This is a genomic window from Streptomyces sp. NPDC019937 (assembly GCF_040631655.1).
GTDB lineage: Bacteria > Actinomycetota > Actinomycetes > Streptomycetales > Streptomycetaceae > Streptomyces.
On the sequence record NZ_JBEYAL010000027.1, the window covers coordinates 91020 to 107034 of the forward strand.

Annotated in this window: 18 protein-coding genes, 1 tRNA gene and 1 riboswitch; of the genes, 11 read left to right on the forward strand and 8 right to left on the reverse strand. The window is 70.5% G+C overall.

Translation table 11 applies throughout. The features are described from left to right. Nucleotides 1–78 precede the first annotated feature (78 nt). The 4 genes from ABZ562_RS26080 (at nt 79) to ABZ562_RS26095 (ending at nt 4617) form a co-directional block, all read left to right on the forward strand. Nucleotides 79–639 (forward strand): hypothetical protein, encoded by a 561-nt coding sequence (locus ABZ562_RS26080; protein WP_361484068.1) that lies wholly within the window; start codon nt 79–81, stop codon nt 637–639. A 260-nt stretch (nt 640–899) separates the two neighbouring features. Beyond that, nucleotides 900–3152 carry a DEAD/DEAH box helicase gene (locus ABZ562_RS26085; protein ID WP_361484070.1) on the forward strand — a complete coding sequence of 751 codons (2253 nt, stop codon included), beginning with the start codon at nt 900–902 and terminating at the stop codon, nt 3150–3152. 107 nt (nt 3153–3259) lie between these two features. Further along, nucleotides 3260–3332 (forward strand) — tRNA-Lys (locus ABZ562_RS26090). A 202-nt stretch (nt 3333–3534) separates the two neighbouring features. Next, nucleotides 3535–4617, forward strand: a complete 1083-nt coding sequence (locus tag ABZ562_RS26095) for a right-handed parallel beta-helix repeat-containing protein (protein ID WP_361484072.1) — start codon at nt 3535–3537, stop codon at nt 4615–4617. Nucleotides 4618–4714: 97 nt separating this feature from the next. On the opposite strand, the gene ABZ562_RS26100 is transcribed toward ABZ562_RS26095, so the two are convergent. From ABZ562_RS26100 to ABZ562_RS26110, 3 genes are all read right to left on the reverse strand, one after another. Then, nucleotides 4715–5185 carry a hypothetical protein gene (locus ABZ562_RS26100; protein ID WP_361484074.1) on the reverse strand — a complete coding sequence of 157 codons (471 nt, stop codon included), beginning with the start codon at nt 5183–5185 and terminating at the stop codon, nt 4715–4717. 256 nt (nt 5186–5441) lie between these two features. Then, nucleotides 5442–5906, reverse strand: coding sequence for a hypothetical protein (locus tag ABZ562_RS26105; RefSeq protein ID WP_361484076.1), 465 nt, complete (start codon nt 5904–5906; stop codon nt 5442–5444). 257 nt (nt 5907–6163) lie between these two features. Next, nucleotides 6164–6505 carry a hypothetical protein gene (locus ABZ562_RS26110; protein WP_361484078.1) on the reverse strand — a complete coding sequence of 114 codons (342 nt, stop codon included), beginning with the start codon at nt 6503–6505 and terminating at the stop codon, nt 6164–6166. A 437-nt stretch (nt 6506–6942) separates the two neighbouring features. On the opposite strand from ABZ562_RS26110, the gene ABZ562_RS26115 reads away from it, so the two are divergent. From ABZ562_RS26115 to ABZ562_RS26135, 5 genes are all read left to right on the forward strand, one after another. Next, a complete protein-coding gene (locus tag ABZ562_RS26115) occupies nt 6943–7713 on the forward strand; it encodes a DUF6227 family protein (RefSeq protein WP_361484080.1) in 771 nt (256 codons plus the stop codon). Between the two features lie 137 nt (nt 7714–7850). Next, nucleotides 7851–8207, forward strand: coding sequence for a hypothetical protein (locus tag ABZ562_RS26120; protein WP_361484082.1), 357 nt, complete (start codon nt 7851–7853; stop codon nt 8205–8207). Between the two features lie 174 nt (nt 8208–8381). Beyond that, nucleotides 8382–9695, forward strand: a complete 1314-nt coding sequence (locus ABZ562_RS26125; RefSeq protein WP_361484084.1) for a PP2C family protein-serine/threonine phosphatase — start codon at nt 8382–8384, stop codon at nt 9693–9695. 274 nt (nt 9696–9969) lie between these two features. Next, nucleotides 9970–10101, forward strand: a riboswitch (cyclic di-AMP (ydaO/yuaA leader). Between the two features lie 11 nt (nt 10102–10112). Then, nucleotides 10113–11276 carry a M23 family metallopeptidase gene (locus ABZ562_RS26130; RefSeq protein ID WP_361484086.1) on the forward strand — a complete coding sequence of 388 codons (1164 nt, stop codon included), beginning with the start codon at nt 10113–10115 and terminating at the stop codon, nt 11274–11276. Between the two features lie 154 nt (nt 11277–11430). Continuing rightward, the gene (locus tag ABZ562_RS26135) at nt 11431–12375 is read left to right on the forward strand and encodes an aldo/keto reductase (protein WP_361484088.1); all 945 of its coding nucleotides are present in this window, start codon (nt 11431–11433) and stop codon (nt 12373–12375) included. 88 nt (nt 12376–12463) lie between these two features. Here the strand turns inward: ABZ562_RS26135 and ABZ562_RS26140 are convergent, their stop codons facing one another. The 3 genes from ABZ562_RS26140 to ABZ562_RS26150 form a co-directional block, all read right to left on the reverse strand. Next, nucleotides 12464–12730, reverse strand: coding sequence for a hypothetical protein (locus ABZ562_RS26140; RefSeq protein WP_361484090.1), 267 nt, complete (start codon nt 12728–12730; stop codon nt 12464–12466). Between the two features lie 122 nt (nt 12731–12852). Next, nucleotides 12853–13041 carry a hypothetical protein gene (locus ABZ562_RS26145; protein WP_361484092.1) on the reverse strand — a complete coding sequence of 63 codons (189 nt, stop codon included), beginning with the start codon at nt 13039–13041 and terminating at the stop codon, nt 12853–12855. An 18-nt stretch (nt 13042–13059) separates the two neighbouring features. Beyond that, the gene (locus tag ABZ562_RS26150; protein ID WP_361484094.1) at nt 13060–13365 is read right to left on the reverse strand and encodes a hypothetical protein; all 306 of its coding nucleotides are present in this window, start codon (nt 13363–13365) and stop codon (nt 13060–13062) included. 126 nt (nt 13366–13491) lie between these two features. Here ABZ562_RS26150 and ABZ562_RS26155 point away from each other — a divergent pair, with 126 nt between their 5' ends. Then, on the forward strand, nt 13492–14043 hold the full coding sequence (locus ABZ562_RS26155; RefSeq protein ID WP_361484096.1) for a hypothetical protein: 552 nt from the start codon (nt 13492–13494) through the stop codon (nt 14041–14043). A 72-nt stretch (nt 14044–14115) separates the two neighbouring features. On the opposite strand, the gene ABZ562_RS26160 is transcribed toward ABZ562_RS26155, so the two are convergent. Together ABZ562_RS26160 and ABZ562_RS26165 are read right to left on the reverse strand one after the other, a co-directional pair. Beyond that, a complete protein-coding gene (locus tag ABZ562_RS26160; protein ID WP_361484098.1) occupies nt 14116–14316 on the reverse strand; it encodes a DUF397 domain-containing protein in 201 nt (66 codons plus the stop codon). Continuing rightward, on the reverse strand, nt 14316–15128 hold the full coding sequence (locus tag ABZ562_RS26165) for a helix-turn-helix transcriptional regulator (RefSeq protein ID WP_361484100.1): 813 nt from the start codon (nt 15126–15128) through the stop codon (nt 14316–14318). Before ABZ562_RS26165 ends, ABZ562_RS26160 begins: the two co-directional genes overlap by 1 nt. A gap of 252 nt (nt 15129–15380) precedes the next feature. On the opposite strand from ABZ562_RS26165, the gene ABZ562_RS26170 reads away from it, so the two are divergent. Continuing rightward, nucleotides 15381–16013, forward strand: a complete 633-nt coding sequence (locus ABZ562_RS26170; RefSeq protein WP_361484134.1) for an ATP-binding protein — start codon at nt 15381–15383, stop codon at nt 16011–16013. Nucleotides 16014–16015: the final 2 nt, after the last annotated feature.

The following is a 16015-nucleotide window of genomic DNA, read 5'->3' on the forward strand; positions in this document are numbered from 1 at the left end:
CGCCGCACGCGTGTCCTAAGGGGGGCGGGGCCAGTTGGGCACTGCGTCACAGCCCTGCGGCCTGGAGGTGTCCCACGCATGTCTGGAACCCCCGCTCCACGCACCGACCGTTCCCCCCGGACCGACGCGCCCCGCGCCTCGCGCGGCCCCCGCGTCTCGGCGCGGAGCGCCGTGGTGGTGACCCTGGTGGCCGGGGCCCTGGCCCTGGGCGGCTGCATGAGCATCTCCGACGACTCCGGTAAGCCGGACCGGCACCGGGGCGGCTCCGGCAAGGGCGGCGGGGCGGCGGAGCCCGGCGGCGGCGTGGTGGTGCGTACGGACGGCCGGGGGCATACGTACACGGTGGCGCCGAGGGACGCCAAGGGCCACAAGCGCAAGGGCGGCGAGCGCCGTTCGCCGTCGGCGTCCGCCGTCGCGGAGCCCGGGGCGGAGCCCACGCCGTCGGCCGGGAAGGGCGGCGGCTCCCAGGCGCACCGTCCGGCGCCCTCCCTGCCGCCGGAGCCGGGTCAGCCCGCGCCCTCCGAGGCCGCCCCGGAGCCGCGCCCGTCGAGCCCGCCGCCGAGCGCGTCCGACCCCAAGCCCACCCCGTCGGAACCGGCCTCCGCGCCCGCTTCGGAGCCCGAGGAGTCCGAGGAGTAACGGGGGCGAACGGCCGGTGCGGGGCGGGGTGTGACACGGGACACGGGGGCAGGGACAGCCGATTGGCCCAGCGCATTTGCTCTTGTGGGGTGGGGGTGCGTATGGTGGTAGATCGTTTGATCCCATTTGCCCGGCGCCTCATCGAAGTGCGCCGCGAGGCGCGTTCCTTGCCATCCCGTGGCTGACCGCATAGAGGCGGTCGTTTGCGACAACACGGAGTTTGGGCGCGTGCCGAGACTCCGGAAGGTTTCGCATTTCGCATGTCCGTTTCCACTGATCACGCCGTCATGCCCGCCGTCGACGAGCAGGGCGACCACGGCGACCAGTCCCAGCCGGTCGAGCAGCCCCAGGTCGAGCAGCCCCAGCCGGTCGAGCGCGCCGAGTCCGCCCCCGCCACCGAGCGCGCCGCCGGCGCCGACGTCTCCACCGATGACGGCGATGACACCGCTGCCGCCGAACAGAGCGCTCCCGAGACCTCCAAGGGCCCCGACATCACCTTCGCTGACCTCGGCCTCCCCGAGCAGATCGTCCGCAAGCTCGCGCAGAACGGCGTCACCACGCCCTTCCCGATCCAGGCCGCGACCATTCCCGACGCCATGGCCGGGAAGGACATCCTCGGCCGCGGCCGCACCGGCTCCGGCAAGACCCTCTCCTTCGGCCTGCCGCTGCTGACCACGCTGGCCGGCGGCCACACCGAGAAGAAGCGTCCCCGGGGCCTCATCCTCACCCCGACCCGCGAGCTGGCCATGCAGGTGAGCGACGCGCTGCAGCCGTACGGCGACGTCCTCGGCCTCAAGCTCAAGGTCGTCTGCGGCGGCACCTCGATGGGCAATCAGATCTACGCCCTGGAGCGGGGCGTGGACATCCTGGTCGCCACCCCGGGCCGGCTGCGCGACATCATCGACCGCGGCGCCGCGTCCCTCGACAAGGTCCAGGTCGCCGTCCTCGACGAGGCCGACCAGATGGCCGACATGGGCTTCCTGCCCGAGGTCACCGAGATTCTGGACCTGGTCCCCAAGGGCGGCCAGCGGCTGCTGTTCTCCGCGACGCTGGAGAACGAGATCGACAGCCTGGTCAAGCGCTACCTGGTCGACCCGGTCACCCACGAGGTCGACTCGGCGCAGGGCGCGGTCACCACGATGACCCACCACGTGCTCGTGGTGAAGCCGAAGGACAAGGCCCCGGTCACCGCCGCCATCGCGGCGCGCAAGGGCCGCACGATCATCTTCGTCCGCACCCAGCTGGGCTGCGACCGGGTCGCCGAGCAGCTGTGCGACGCCGGGGTGCGCGCCGACGCGCTGCACGGCGGCATGACGCAGGGCGCCCGCACCCGGACCCTGGCCGACTTCAAGGACGGGTACGTCAACGTGCTCGTCGCCACCGACGTCGCCGCCCGCGGCATCCACGTCGACGGCATCGACCTGGTGCTCAACGTCGACCCGGCCGGTGACCACAAGGACTACCTGCACCGCTCCGGCCGTACGGCGCGGGCGGGCAAGAGCGGCACCGTCGTGTCCCTGGCCCTGCCGCACCAGCGGCGGCAGATCTTCCGGCTGATGGAGGACGCGGGCGTCGACGCCTCCCGTCACATCGTCGGCGGCGCGGGCGTCTTCGACGAGGACGTGGCCCGGATCACCGGAGCCCGTTCGCTCACCGAGGTGCAGGCCGAGGCCGCCGCGAACTCCGCCAAGCAGGCCGAGCGCGAGGCGCAGGACCTCACCCGGGAGCTGGAGAAGGCCCAGCGGCGCGCGACCGAGCTGCGCGAGGAGGCCGACCGGCTGGCGGCCCGCGCGGCGCGCGAGCGCGGCGAGACCTTCACCCCGGCCGCCGAGGCCACGGCCGGTGCCGAGGCGCCGGGCGCGGCGGCGGGCGAGACCGCCGGGGACGCCGTGCCGTTCGTGCCCGCGCAGCGTTCGGCCGAGTCCACGGCCCCGGCCGGGGAGCGCCGGGACGAGCGGGGCAACTTCGACCGCCGGGACCGCCGGGACAACGACCGTGGCGGCTTCAGCCGGGACCGTCGTGACGACCGTGGTGGCCGTTCCTTCGACCGTCGTGACGACCGCCCGTCGGGTGGCCGTGACCGCCGGGACGACCGGGGTGGCTTCAGCCGCGACCGCCGGGACAACGACCGTGGCGGCCGCTCGTTCGAGCGCCGTGACGACCGTGGTGGCTTCAACCGTGACCGTCGTGACGACCGCCCGTCGGGTGGCCGGGACCGCCGGGACGACCGGGGTGGCTTCAACCGGGACCGCCGGGACAACGACCGTGGCGGCCGCTCGTTCGAGCGCCGTGACGACCGTGGCGGCTTCAACCGCGACCGCCGTGACGACCGCCCCTCGGGTGGCCGCTCCTTCGAGCGCCGCGACCACAACCACCGCGGCGGCGACCGTCCCTTCAACCGGGACCGCCGCGACGACCGCCCGGCGCGCCGTGACGACCACCGCGGCGGCAACGCCGCCGGCCGCTCCCACGACCGCCGTACGGACAAGCCGCGCTGGAAGCGCAACGGCTGACCGACGCCGATGAGGGCCGTGCAACCCCCCGCGGTTGCACGGCCTTTCGACCCGGGGGGATATTGTCTCGGGGCGGACCCCGTGGCCGGGCTATGCTGCGGGGGTGCGGGTCATTAGCTCAATTGGCAGAGCAGTGGACTTTTAATCCATTGGTTCAGGGTTCGAGCCCCTGATGACCCACGTGGGAAACCGCAGGCAGCATCGCTGACCTGCGGTTTCGTCGTTTTCCGGGGGCCTCGCTGGCGAGGTGTGCCCCGTACGCCGCCGAACGGCGGTCACACGCCCGGCGCCCGAGCGGATGCCGAACGCCTCCTGGCCGCACAGGCTGAAGCCTGCTGCTCCCAAGGGAAGCTCCCCCAGGAAAACGCGTAAGGAGATCCTCGTGCGACTCGTGACTACCCTCCGCGGAACCCTCCCCGTCATGGTGCTGGCGCTTGTGGCGTGGGGCGCTTCCGCACCGGCGTCGGCCGAGGGAGGGGGCACCAGGGCGGGCGGTGAGGGTTCGCCCCAGGTCGCCGTGCCCTGCGGGGACGCGGCGGCGCTGGTCACCGCGGTGGGCCAGGCGGCGGTCTCGGGCGGCACCGTCACCCTGGCCACCGGGTGCGTGTACACGCTCACCTCGGTGGCGGCGACGGGCGCCAACGGCGCCGACGGGCTCCCGGTCATCACGGGGAACGTGACCATCTCCGGCACCGGCGCGACGATCAGACGCAGCGCCTCGGCACCGGACTTCCGCATCGCGGAGGTCGCGCCGGGCGGACGCCTCACCGTCAGCGGGGTGACCCTCTCGGGCGGCCGGGCGGTGGACGGGGCCGGGGTCCTCGACGCGGGCGCCCTGACCCTGAACCAGAGCGCGGTCACCACGAGCACCGCGAGCGGCCTCGGCGGCGGCGTCCAGGTCGCCCCGGGCGCCACGGCCACCTTCTCCGTGAGCCGTATCTCGGGCAACACCGCGGGCGACGGCGGCGGCGTGCACGTCGGTACGGGGGCCACGCTGAACGCCAACAGCACCACGTTCTCCGACAACACCGCCGAGAGCACCGGCGGCGCCATCGCGAACTTCGGGAATGCCGTCCTGGGCGCCGTGACGCTGGAGACCAACCACGCGAACGATTTCGAGGGCGGCGGCATCTGGACGTCCGCCGGGGATATGACCTTCAACGGCGGACGCATCCTCGGGAATACGGCGGGGAGTGACGGCGCCGGTATCGCGAACTTCGGCAGCGCGTTGCGATTGCAGTCCACCGTGGTATCCGAAAACATCGCCACCCTGAATGGTGGAGGGGTCTTCAGCCACGCGGGGAGCACTCAGATCGTCGGTGCGAACATCAGCGGCAATACGGCCAATGGCGGCCAGGGCGGCGGTATCTTCTCCGACGGCGGTTCGGTGTCGCTGATGGCGACGAATGTGACCGGCAACAACCCCAACAACTGCGTACCGGCGCTCGCGGGCTGCTCCGGGTAATGCTGCCCGCGTCCCGGCAATAAGGCCGCGGCCCCGGAAGCGAATACTGCTTCCGGGGCCGCGTCGGTGCGGTGCCGACTCAGTGAGAGCGACCGTCTCAGTGGTGGCCGTGCGCCTTCTTCTTGGCGTGCTTCTTCTTGGCCTTCTTTTCCTTCTTCACGCTCTTGTGGTGCTTTTCCTTCTTCTCGACCTTGTTCACCACGACCGTGGGCGGGTCGGCGAGCGCGACGTTGGTGCAGTGGCTGCCCAGGTCGATGTCGTCGGTCGGGGCCAGCGCCGCGGCGGTGGTGATCGGGCCGGTGGCGGTGTCGCAGTCGTTGCCCTGGTAGGCCGCCCCGCCGTTGGTGAAGTTGAGGCAGTCGGAGGCGACATCCAGGGGACCCGACGGCGAGGTCACGGCGCCGGTGATGATGGCGCTGGTGGCGCTGTCACACGAGTTCGCCTGGGCGACGCCGTTGTTGCCACCGGTCAGGCCGCCGAGGCCGTAGGCGCTCGCGCCACCCGCGGTGCCGATGACCATGGCGCCGGCCGCGGCCGTCATGAGAGCTGCCTTCTTGCCGATCTTCATTGCTTGGTGCCTCCGTAGGTGATTCTCCGCGAAATTCCGCAGACACCTCATCAACGAAGGCGAAGACCGGAGGATCCGGTATTGCCGGGAGCTTCACCCGTCCGCCGCAGTTTGGATATCTTCACCTCTTGTCGCCGTATAAAAAATGCGCGACCCCCGTGAAAATATTCCGGGGGCCGCGCGAATGGCCGGAAGAGAGTTTCTCATCTCGTCCCGAGGTGGCCGACGAGAACGATGATGAGAAAACAGCCGTCGACTACTCTGTCGTTCCGCTGCTCTGGTCCTCCCCGTTTCCGGACACATTGAGACAGTTGGTCTCGTTGGTGACCTCGGTACCGGGGCCGAGCGTGATGGGGCCGAGCACGGAGGTCGAGCGGCAGTCGTTGGTCTGCTTCGTCACGCCGCCCGACTCGCTGACGTTGATGCAGTTGGTCCTGTTGGTGACCTCGGAACCGGGCGACAGGGCGATCGTGACGGGCCCGACGACGGAATGGGTCCGGCAGCGGTTCTTCTGCTCCGACACCCCCGACTGGCTGTAGTTGACACAATTGGTCTCGTTGGTGACGTCCTCACCGCCACCGGTGATCTCGATGGTGCCGATGAGAGAGTTGGTGTCACAGCGATTCTGCTGGACTCCGCCGCCCAGCGGGAGGGTCGATGGGCCGGTGCCGCTTTCGGCGGCGTCGGCGGCACCCGCACTACCGATGACCAGTGCGCCCATGGCCGCTACGAGAAGCGCCGTTCTTTTTCCCATGTGCATCTAAGAGCCTCCAAGTGATTTTTCCCCGATATCAGCGAACACCTGGTGAACGACGCCGACCAGCTGAGGCTCCCGGGAACCGCTGTCGCCGTACCCGAATGGCGCAGTAAACACATCGAGCACCGACGTGCATTCATGCGACGGCGGCCCTGGAAGCGTGCTTCCAGGGCCGCCGTTTCAACGGGAACACCGCGAGGCGTTCAGCGTCGAGATCAACGTCACGGGGTGACCGCGATGTTGTTGCAGTGGCTGCCGATGTTGATGTCGCCGGTGGGCGCCGCCGCGGGCAGGGTGGTGATCGGGCCGGTGGCGGTGTCGCAGTCGTTGCCCTGGTAGGCCGCACCGTAGTTGCTGAAGTTGGTGCAGTCGGCGCCGACGTTGAGGTCGCCCGACGGCCCGGTCACGGCGCCGGTGGTGATGGCGCTGGTGGCGGTGTCACACGCGTTGCTCTGAATGCCGCCCGGGTCGCCGTAGGTGTGGGCGCTCGCGACAGTGGCGCCCGCCAGGACCAGGGCGCCGGCTGCGGCGGTCAGAAGCGCTGACTTCTTGCCGATGTTCACTAAATCCTCCGTGTGGTTCTTCCGCGGATTCACGGACGCCTCACTCAACGAAAGCAATCGGAGAAGGCACTGGGCGGGCGCCGCACTTCACCCGTCTGGCATACGCGCGCCGTCCCTCATATGAAAGGCATTCAGGCGGCCGGTCGCTGCGGCGCCTTTATGGAGAATTCCCGGGGAAGGGGTCCGCCGCACCCGGGGCGCCCGGAACCGGCCCGGCGCGGGGCATGGGCGGTGTCCCTCCGTTGGCGGCCGGGTATCCGGAACATGACATTCCGGATTGTTCGGCCCGCCGAACGAGTGATACATCCTGGCTCCACGGCGCAGGTGTGAGTGAGGCACAAGTCCGACCGACTGCTTCGCGCAACCACAGGCGCGGCGCGTGTTCGCGCCGCTACGCTAAGTGCGCGAGGGAGTCACCCGGGGGCGGGAGGAGAGACGTGGGGCACTCAGGAGCGGGGGGAACCCCCGCCGAGCTGATGGATGGGCTGTTGGCCCGTGCGCAGAACGGCTTCGAGATCGGCGAGGCGGTGCTGAGCCGGGCGCGGAGCGCCCTGATGCACCAGTCCGAGCTGCGTTCCTGCCGGCAGTGCAACGAGCCGTCAGGTCCGCGCGGGTATACGACGTACCGGCATGTCTTCCTGCTGCCCGACGGCAGCAGCCTGCTGCTGTGGGAGCTGGAGCACAACACCGGCCCGGACGACCGCCCGCTGTTCGAGCTGTACGCGGGCGAGGACGCCCTGGAGCTCGCCGAGCGCCGCGTCCACCGGTGCATCGGCGGTGCCCGCTGGGAGGAGCTGGACGGGTTACCGCTGTGGCTGCCGGACCAGATGCTCCAGGCCGCCGAGCCCCCGGGCGCCCAGCGCGCGTATGTCGCCGACGACTCGGCCGACCACGCCCGCCGCGTGCTGCGCCGCGCGGAGAACCCGGACCGGCCGGGGGAGGAGACCGAGCGGCTGCTGGCGACCGCGTTCGCCCATGACATCGCGTTGGCCCCCAAGCCGCGCCGCCGCTCCGGCGGCCCCGACGCCACCTGGTGCCGTTTCTACGAGCACGCCTTCCTGCTCGCCGGCGGGGACGAGATCGTGCTGTGGGAGCTGGAGCACAACCTCACCCGGGACGGGCGACTGGTGTGCGAGGTGTACCTCGACGAGGTGTCGGCGGAGCTGGCGGCCGACCGCCACGCCCGTGCCCTCGGCGTCGATCTCTGAATACTCTTACTCCGGAATGATCCGACAGTGGGCCCATCGGGTGAAGTACGTGCGCGCCTCCCCGATGTCGCGGATGTCCTTTCGTTGAATCGCAACGTGTGGTTTTCCGCGGATTCGGCTCTTCTGGAGGAAATCTCGTGAACATCGGAAAGAAGGTTGCTGTCCTGACCGTGGCGGCAGGCGCCCTGGTCCTGGGGAGCGCGGGTGGAGCGTCCGCCCACGGTTACGGTGGCTTCGACCCCTTCGGGACGATCCAGACCAACTCGTGCGACACGGCCATCGGCCCCGTCGTCAACACCGCCGTGGGCGCCACCACGGGTGACATCTCGTTCGCCAGCGACTGCGTCAACTACACCAACGGCACCGCAGCCGTGCAGTCCAACAAGTGCGACACCTCCACCGGCCTCATCACCAATGTCGGCGGTCTCGCCGGCTCGGGTGACATCACCGGTGGCAGCAAGTGCACCAATATCGCCCTCGGCAACGGCGGCTGACGCTCACCAAGCCCTGGCGGATGCCACGGCTCACCCCTGCGGCCCCGGATGCCTGCCATCCGGGGCCGCTCGGCGTCCGGGCGCCCACGGTCCCGCACGGCGCTTCCGGCCCACCCGCATGGCCGCCATCGGCTCGCACCGCGCCCCGGCGCCCGGGAGCCTGGTGGCGGGGTCATGGTCCAGGGACGGCGGGAGAAGCCGGTGGCGCGGGTGCGAGGGAGCAGGGCTCGTACGGGCGCCCGTAGGCCCGCCCGTACGCCCCTCCGTACGGCCGCCCGTACGCCCGCCGCCGAGTCCCGGGGCGCGGCCGCCGGGCTCGTCACCGCCGAGGAGGCCGTCGAGGCCTCGGCGGGGCGCAGGCCGATCCGCTGGACCCCCGCCATCCTCCTGCTCGGCGGCGTCGCCTTCGACCTCGCCGCCCCGGCCCCGTACACCGCCTCCCCCTTCTTCGCCGCGGCCCCGCTCGTCGCCGCCTCCCTCTTCCCGCTGCGGCAGACCGTCGCCACCACGGCCCTCGCCCTCATCGCCGTATGTCTGCTGGCGGAGCTGCACGGCGTGAAGGACCCGGCCCAGGCCGCGACCGAGATCGCCACGGTGGCCACCGTCGCCCTGCTCGCGCTCGTGATCAACCGCGTCGTCCGCCGCGGCGACCGTCGGCTGGCCTCGGCGCGCGGCATCGCGGAGGCGGCGCAGCGGGCCGTGCTGCCCGTACCGCCCGCCCGCATCGCCGGGCTGGACGTCGCGGCGCGCTATGTGGCGGCCGAGCGGTACGCGGCGATCGGCGGCGACCTGTACGCGGTGCAGGACACCCCGCACGGTGTACGGCTGATCGTCGGGGACGTGCGCGGCAAGGGGCTGCAGGCCGTGGAGGTCGTCGCGGTCCTCATCGGCGCCTTCCGGGAGGCGGCCGAGCAGGAGACGACGCTGGAGGGGCTGGCGGGACGGCTGGAGCGGGCACTGCGGCGCGAGGGCGCCCGGCAGCGGGCCGAGCTGGAGTCGTTCGAGGGGTTCACCACCGCGGTCCTCGGCGAGATCCCGCGCGGCGACTCCACCCTCCGCCTCATCAATCGCGGCCACCCCCCGCCGCTGCTGCTGCCCGGCGACGGCGAGGTGCGACCCCTGGAGCCGGAGACGGCCGCGCTGCCGCTGGGGATGGGTGAACTGGGCGCGTGGCCGGACCGGGTGACGGAGCTGCGGTTCCCCGAGGACGCGACGCTGCTGCTGTTCACGGACGGGGTGACCGAGGCCCGCGACCGGCACGGCGCGTTCTACGTCCCCGAGGAGCGGCTGCGCGGCCGCCGCTTCCCCGGGCCGGGCGGGCTGCTCGACGCGCTGGTGGAGGACGTCGCGCGGCACACGGGCGGGGAGACCTCGGACGACATGGCCCTCCTCGCGCTCCGGCGCCCGCCCGGACCGAACGGAACGGTCCCGCCCGGACCGAACGGAACGACGGCGCCCGCTACGGACACGGACCGTAGTCGACGGTAACGCGTACGCATAACGATTGACGCACGATCAGCTCTCCGGAGGTTTTTACCATCCCTTTTCAACCGGGGTGATACGCCCCCACTTGTCCCCCGATGCTTACTAAGTTCATCCCAAAGCTGCGCGGATTCTTCAGAAGAGCTTGGAATCATGTCGCGCTCTCTATTAACGTTCGATAACGCAGCGCGGTCGACACAGCCGTCGCAGAGGCGGCACCGTGCGCCGTCGCCGAATCCCGTACGTGCAGTGACAGCACCACCAGCAGCACCACGCACCACGGCGGTAGCAGCCGCAGCACCAGGGAACCGGGGAACCACCACCTTGGGGTGAATCGGGTCGACCTGACCCGTAGGAGACCTTCCTGCTCCGAACCCGTCAGCTAACCCGGTAGGCGAGAGGGAAGGAAAGGAGTGCGCCCCGGTGGCGTCCAACAGGTCCGTACTGGACGAAGCCCCGTACCGATCGTCCGGTACCGGCATCGGCACCGCGACCGCGTACGGAGTCGGCTTCGACGCCGGAGCCGGCGCCCGGCCCGCGATCGGCCTCGGCGCCGAAGGGGATGATCCCTCCGGCGCCAAAGAAGCCGTCTGGGACGAGTGGAACCCGACGGAGGAATCCATCGCCCCGCTGCGCGGCAAGCACCGCGTCGTCAAGCAGCGCGGCGGGACCATGGCCCGCAGCGGCGCCGTCCTCGGCGTCGGCGTCATCGCGGCGGTCGGCGCGGGCGGCATGGCGAGCGCCAAGGACCGGCCCGCCGTACCGATCTCCATGCCGGACCTCGCCCACGTCGCCGACGAGGTCAAGGCCCAACTGCCCGCCGCCGAGGACCTGCCCGGCATCGGCTCCCTGATGGCGGACGACCAGGGCTCCTCCCAGCCCGCCGCGGCCACCCTCACCACCAGCGCCACCGACTCGGGCGAGGCGCTGCGCACCCGCATCCTGCGGCAGGCCGAGAGCCAGCAGACCGCCGCGGACGACGACCGGCGCGAGGCCGCCGCGCGGGCCGCCGCCAAGGCCGCCGCCGACGACGCGGCCAAGGCCGCCGCCAAGGCCCGCGACCTGGCCGAGCAGAAGAAGGCCGAGGCCGCCGCCAAGAAGAAGGCCGCCGAGGCGAAGGAGAAGGCGGAGGCCGAGAAGGAGGCCGCGGCCAAGGCCGCCGCCGACCGCCCCGCCAAGACGTCCACGTCCCTCGGGCTCACCCTCCCCGTCGCCTCGTACACCCTGACCGCGGGCTTCGGCCAGGCCGGCGACCTGTGGTCTGCCGACCACACCGGCCAGGACTTCGCCGCCCCGACCGGCACCCCGGTCAAGGCGGTGGGCGGCGGCACCATCACCCAGGCGGGCTGGGCCGGTTCGTACGGCTACCGCATCGTGCTCAAGCTCGATGACGGCACCGAGATCTGGTACTGCCACCTGTCGTCCATGGTCGTCACCTCGGGCAAGGTGTCCTCGGGTGAGACCATCGGCCGCGTCGGCGCCACGGGTAACGTGACCGGACCCCACCTCCACCTGGAGGTGCGGCCGGGCGGCGGCTCGCCGATCGACCCGATGCCCTGGCTGCGCGACCACGGGCTGAACCCGTGACCCCCTGATCCGGCCGTCGCCTCCGGCGGCCCCTCGCTCCGGCGGCTCTGGCGCTCTCTCCCCCCTTGACGCCAGGGCCGCCGGTTTCTGTCATCCGCGGGCATCGTGGACAGCGGCGGAATAATCCCCTCCACCACGGGCGTTGAAGAACCGCATGACTGAGACCCGCAAGACCATCGGCAATCTGTCCGTCTTCCCGCTCTCCCTGGGCGGCAATGTCTTCGGCTGGACGGCCGACGAGGCCGAGTCCTTCGAGGTGCTCGACGCCTACGTGGCGGCGGGCGGCAACTTCGTCGACACCGCCGACGTCTACTCCGCCTGGGCCCCCGGCAACCAGGGCGGCGAGTCCGAGACGATCCTCGGCAAGTGGTTCGCCTCCCGCGGCAACCGCGACGACATCGTCCTCGCCACCAAGGTCGGCGCCGGCGTTCCGGAGCCCCGCGGGCTCTCCTCCTCCGCCATCAAGGCCGGCGTGGACGAATCCCTCCAGCGCCTGGGCACCGACTACATCGACCTCTACTACACCCACTACGACGACACGTCGGTGCCGGTGGAGGAGATCATCTCCACCCTGGACGAGCTGGTGAAGGCGGGCAAGGTCCGCGAGATCGCCGCCTCCAACATCACCGCCGAGCGCCTCGACGCCTCCCTGGCCTTCTCCGCCCAGGAGAACCTGGCCCGCTACGTCGCCCTCCAGCCCCACTACAACCTGGTCTCGCGCGACACCTTCGAAGGCGACCTGGCCGACGTGGCCGCCCGCCACGGCCTGGCGACGCTCCCGTACTACGCCCTCGCGTCCGGCTTCCTCACCGGCAAGTACCGCCCCGGCGCCACGGTCGACAGCGCCCGCTCCACGGGCGCCGCCCAGCACCTGGAGACCGAGCGCGGCCAGAAGGTCCTCGCCGCCCTCGACGACGTGGCCGCCAACCACGACGCCGACCACGCCACCGTCGCCCTGGCCTGGCTCGCCGCCCAGCCGACCGTCGTGGCCCCCGTCGCCAGCGCCCGCGTCCCCGCCCAGCTCCCGGCCCTGCTGGCCTCCGCCGACCTCCGGCTCACCAAGCCCGAGCTGGACCTCCTGACGTCCGCCTCGGCCTGACGCCGCCCCCGGCGACGCGCCGCGCGCTGGGAGTCTCCGGGCGACATGTCGCCCGGAGACTCCCAGCTTTTCAGGCCCTTAAACCGCCTCAGTCGTCATCGGTGGTGGTGTTGAAGCAGCTGACGCTGATGACGATGGTGTTGTTGGCGACCGGGGAGTTCTCCTCGACGTTCCCGGTGGTGACGTCCCCGTTGGTGAGGGTGATGTTGCCGGTGGTGAGGCTGCACGACTGGACGCTGACGGGGGGAGTCGGAGCCTCGTGGTCCATGCCATGGGCGGCCGCGGTGCCGGTCCCGAGGAGCGCCAGGCTGCCGGCGGTCGCGGCCAGGAAGGCCACCTTCTTCGCGATCTGCATGATTCCTCCACATGAAGCGCAGTCGGATGTCGACTGTCAGTTCAGATTTAAGAGAGAAAGTCATGAAAATGGCTGAGGAAGGCACCGCGATTGATCCACACGGCCCAAGGACTGTCCTTCGGTCACCTCCAATGGCGCAGTGACGCGCCCGCGGTGCCGCGGTCCCGGAAGGCGGCGCCCACCGAGTACGCCGTGATCGTGTGGTGGCCCTTGGCGGCCGCGCTGTAGCCCGGTGTCCGGGCGGTGACCGGCGCGAGCCTCCCCAGCAGATCGCCCGCACCGTTCCCGCGCCCCTCCGCGCCGCCGCCCATCAGCGCGAACCGGGCCCCCTACGCCCCGCGCCGATCGGCGAGCACCCACGAGGCGGCGGCGACCCCACCGGCGACGCCCAGGACGGACGGCCACGCCCCGACCCTTCTCGCCAGCGGATGCGATCCGGCGAACGCGGCCACGTACAGCCCGCTCAACGCGGCCGCGGTCCCGTTCCCCGCCTTCTCGCGCCACCCCTTGGCGGCCACGGCCCCGGCCGCCGCCAGCGCGACCCCACCGAGCGGCCGCCTCCTGGTCCACCGGGCCACCCCGTACCCCCCGATCAACCCACCCGCGGCCACCAGCCCCGCCGGTACTCCAGCCATGCCGTTACCTCCCTGCTCAACGCGCTGCACCGCATTAGTGGTCCGTTAGTGGAACGCCAACTCGATCTTCGAGACTGATTGTCGTCCGGAAACGGCACGAGAGCACAGAGCAACGGGAGAAGCACCATGAACATCGCCACCAACCGTCTTCGCGGCCGCGCCGGCCGCCGCATCGCCGCCACCATCGTCGCCGCCGCGGCGCTGGGCCTGGGCGCCACGGCCTGCGGGCCCGACGACGGCGCGGCGAGCTCCTCCAGTTCTTCGAACGCGCCCGCCTCGCAGGACGCCTCGACCCAGTCCACGAGCGGTGGCGGCTCCGCCGCCTCGGACAACTCCCCCTCCGAAGGCGGCGGCGTCGCCAACGCGGGCAACCACAAGGTGATCGTCGGCAAGATGTCGTACCTCGCCCCCGGCAAGCTGACCGTCAAGCCCGAGAGCGGCGGCATGGAGCAGGCGTTCTTTGTCGCCAACGCCACGAAGATCCTCGGCGCGGCCGCGATCTGCTCCGACGACGGCGGCGCCGGCGGCGCGAGCATCGGCGACGACGGCTACGGCACCGCGAAGTGCACCGTGGACGAGCTGGAGAAGGCCGCGAAGACCAACAGCGTGACCGTCCGCGTCACGATGGCCCGCAAGTCCGGCGCCGCCGAGACGGTCGAGGAGAAGTACCACCCGTAAGCCCCGTCTTCCCCCCACACCACGCGCGCCCGGCGGCCCCTCGGCCACCGGGCGCGCGTCCCTCCTAGGCCGTCAGCCCAGCCGCCCGCCCCGCACGGCCGCGACGAAGTCGCCCCAGGCGCCGGCCGAGAACCCGAGCACACCCCGCCCCGGCTCCTTCGAGTCCCGCACGGCGGTCGCGTGGTCCGGCAGCTTCGCCGTCTCCACGCAGTTGCCCCCACTTCCATTGCTGTAGCTGCTCTTCTGCCACTGGAGAGGCGATATGTCAGCCATCAGTACCGTCCTTGGGTCGCTTGTCTGATCAGGTCACTCGACCGCTGAGGACTCAAGGACAGTGCGCGTAGATTGTCAAAGGCCTTGGCATAGAGAGCGATGTCTTCTGGACGTTCCAGGTACACCGCGTCCGTCAGGCCGTCGCGGTACACCATGTCGGCATCCTCCTGAGCCGGAAACTCCAACATCGTGAACGCGCCGACGGCAGGGTAGCTGCCAGCGTCGAACGGCAGCACTTGGAGCGTGACGTTCTTCAAGCGGGCCATGTCCAGCAAGTGCTCACACTGGCCGCGCATGATCTCGGCGCTACCGATGGTGTGCTGCAGCACGCTCTCGTGCACAATCGCCCACAGGTCGATGGGCGTCGAGCTCGTCAAGAGCGTCTGCCGCTCCATCCGAACCTTGATCATGTGCTCAGCGTCGTCGGGTTCCTGAGTGGGCGCGGCGAGATGGAGCGCTCGGGCGTAGTCGGGCGTCTGAAGCAGACCGGGCACGAACTCGCACTCATACGTCCGTAGACCCGAGGCCGCCTGCTCCAGCCCGACGTAGACCGAAAACCACGAGGGCACGGCACTGCCATACGCGTGCCACCAGCCACGCATCTTGGACTGCTTGGCCAGTTCCTTGAGGAGTTCGCGAAGCTCGTCGGACGTTCCGTAGAAGCGGCAGAGCGCATCGACGTCCGATGGCTGTACGCGACCCTGGCCAGTCTCCAGACGGTTGACCTTCGAACCGCTCCAGTCCAGCTCCTTGCCTACCTGACCGCAGGTGAGCTGGTGCTCCTCACGAAGCTTCTTCAGCTCGATCGCCAAGCGGCGACGTCGCGCGGTGGGTGATCCGGGCACGTGAACTCCTCATGTGGTGACGTCCGTTCAGTCTTCTCTGCGTTGGGCGATACGTCAGTCACTCAATCGGGCGAATCCTTATATGCACATTGCATGTCGGGATATGTCGATGCCATGCTCTCACGTGTAGTGACCAAAAGGCATCAGGTGATTGCGGTTGGTGATCACCTGATGTGGCGCAACGGCAAGGGGTTGAAGCGCGTGGTTGTCGAGCAGTGCATGCAGAGGAAGGCGTGGGACCTTCCCTTCCTGGCAGAACCTGGCGAAGTGGCCGCGCTGAGACGCATCATGCGTACGCACTTAACGGTCTGGGGCCTGCCTGACGCGGTGGAGGCGGCACAGATCTGCGTCACCGAACTCGTCGCCAACGTCATCACCCACGTCGGCCTCGGGACGCCGACGACTCTGAGCGTCGACATGAACGGCACGTTCCTGCGCATTGCAGTGAGCGATCCGGACTGCCGTGCATTGCCCACGTTGCTGAGCGCGACCACCACGGCCGAGTCGGGGCGGGGGCTGGCGCTGGTCGCTGCCATGACCGACCGGTGGGGAGTGATCCCGACCGAGCGAGGCAAGACCACTTGGTGTGAGATCGCCACCGCGCTCACCCGCAATGACACCCACGTTGATCGACCCCAGGTGCATCGCGCCGAGGCTCTGCTCACCCTCTACGGCCAGCCCCACCTTCGGGCAAGTCCCACGTCGCCGCTGAGTCATGCGGTGGCGGAGGAGGCGGCCATTACCTTGATCGCCGACGTGCTTCACTGGTTCCGCGCCCATGGGCACGACCCCGACACGGCCTTGGATCGAGCCCAAATGCACTTTGAATCGGAGCTCGGTGTGGTCGGCTGAGC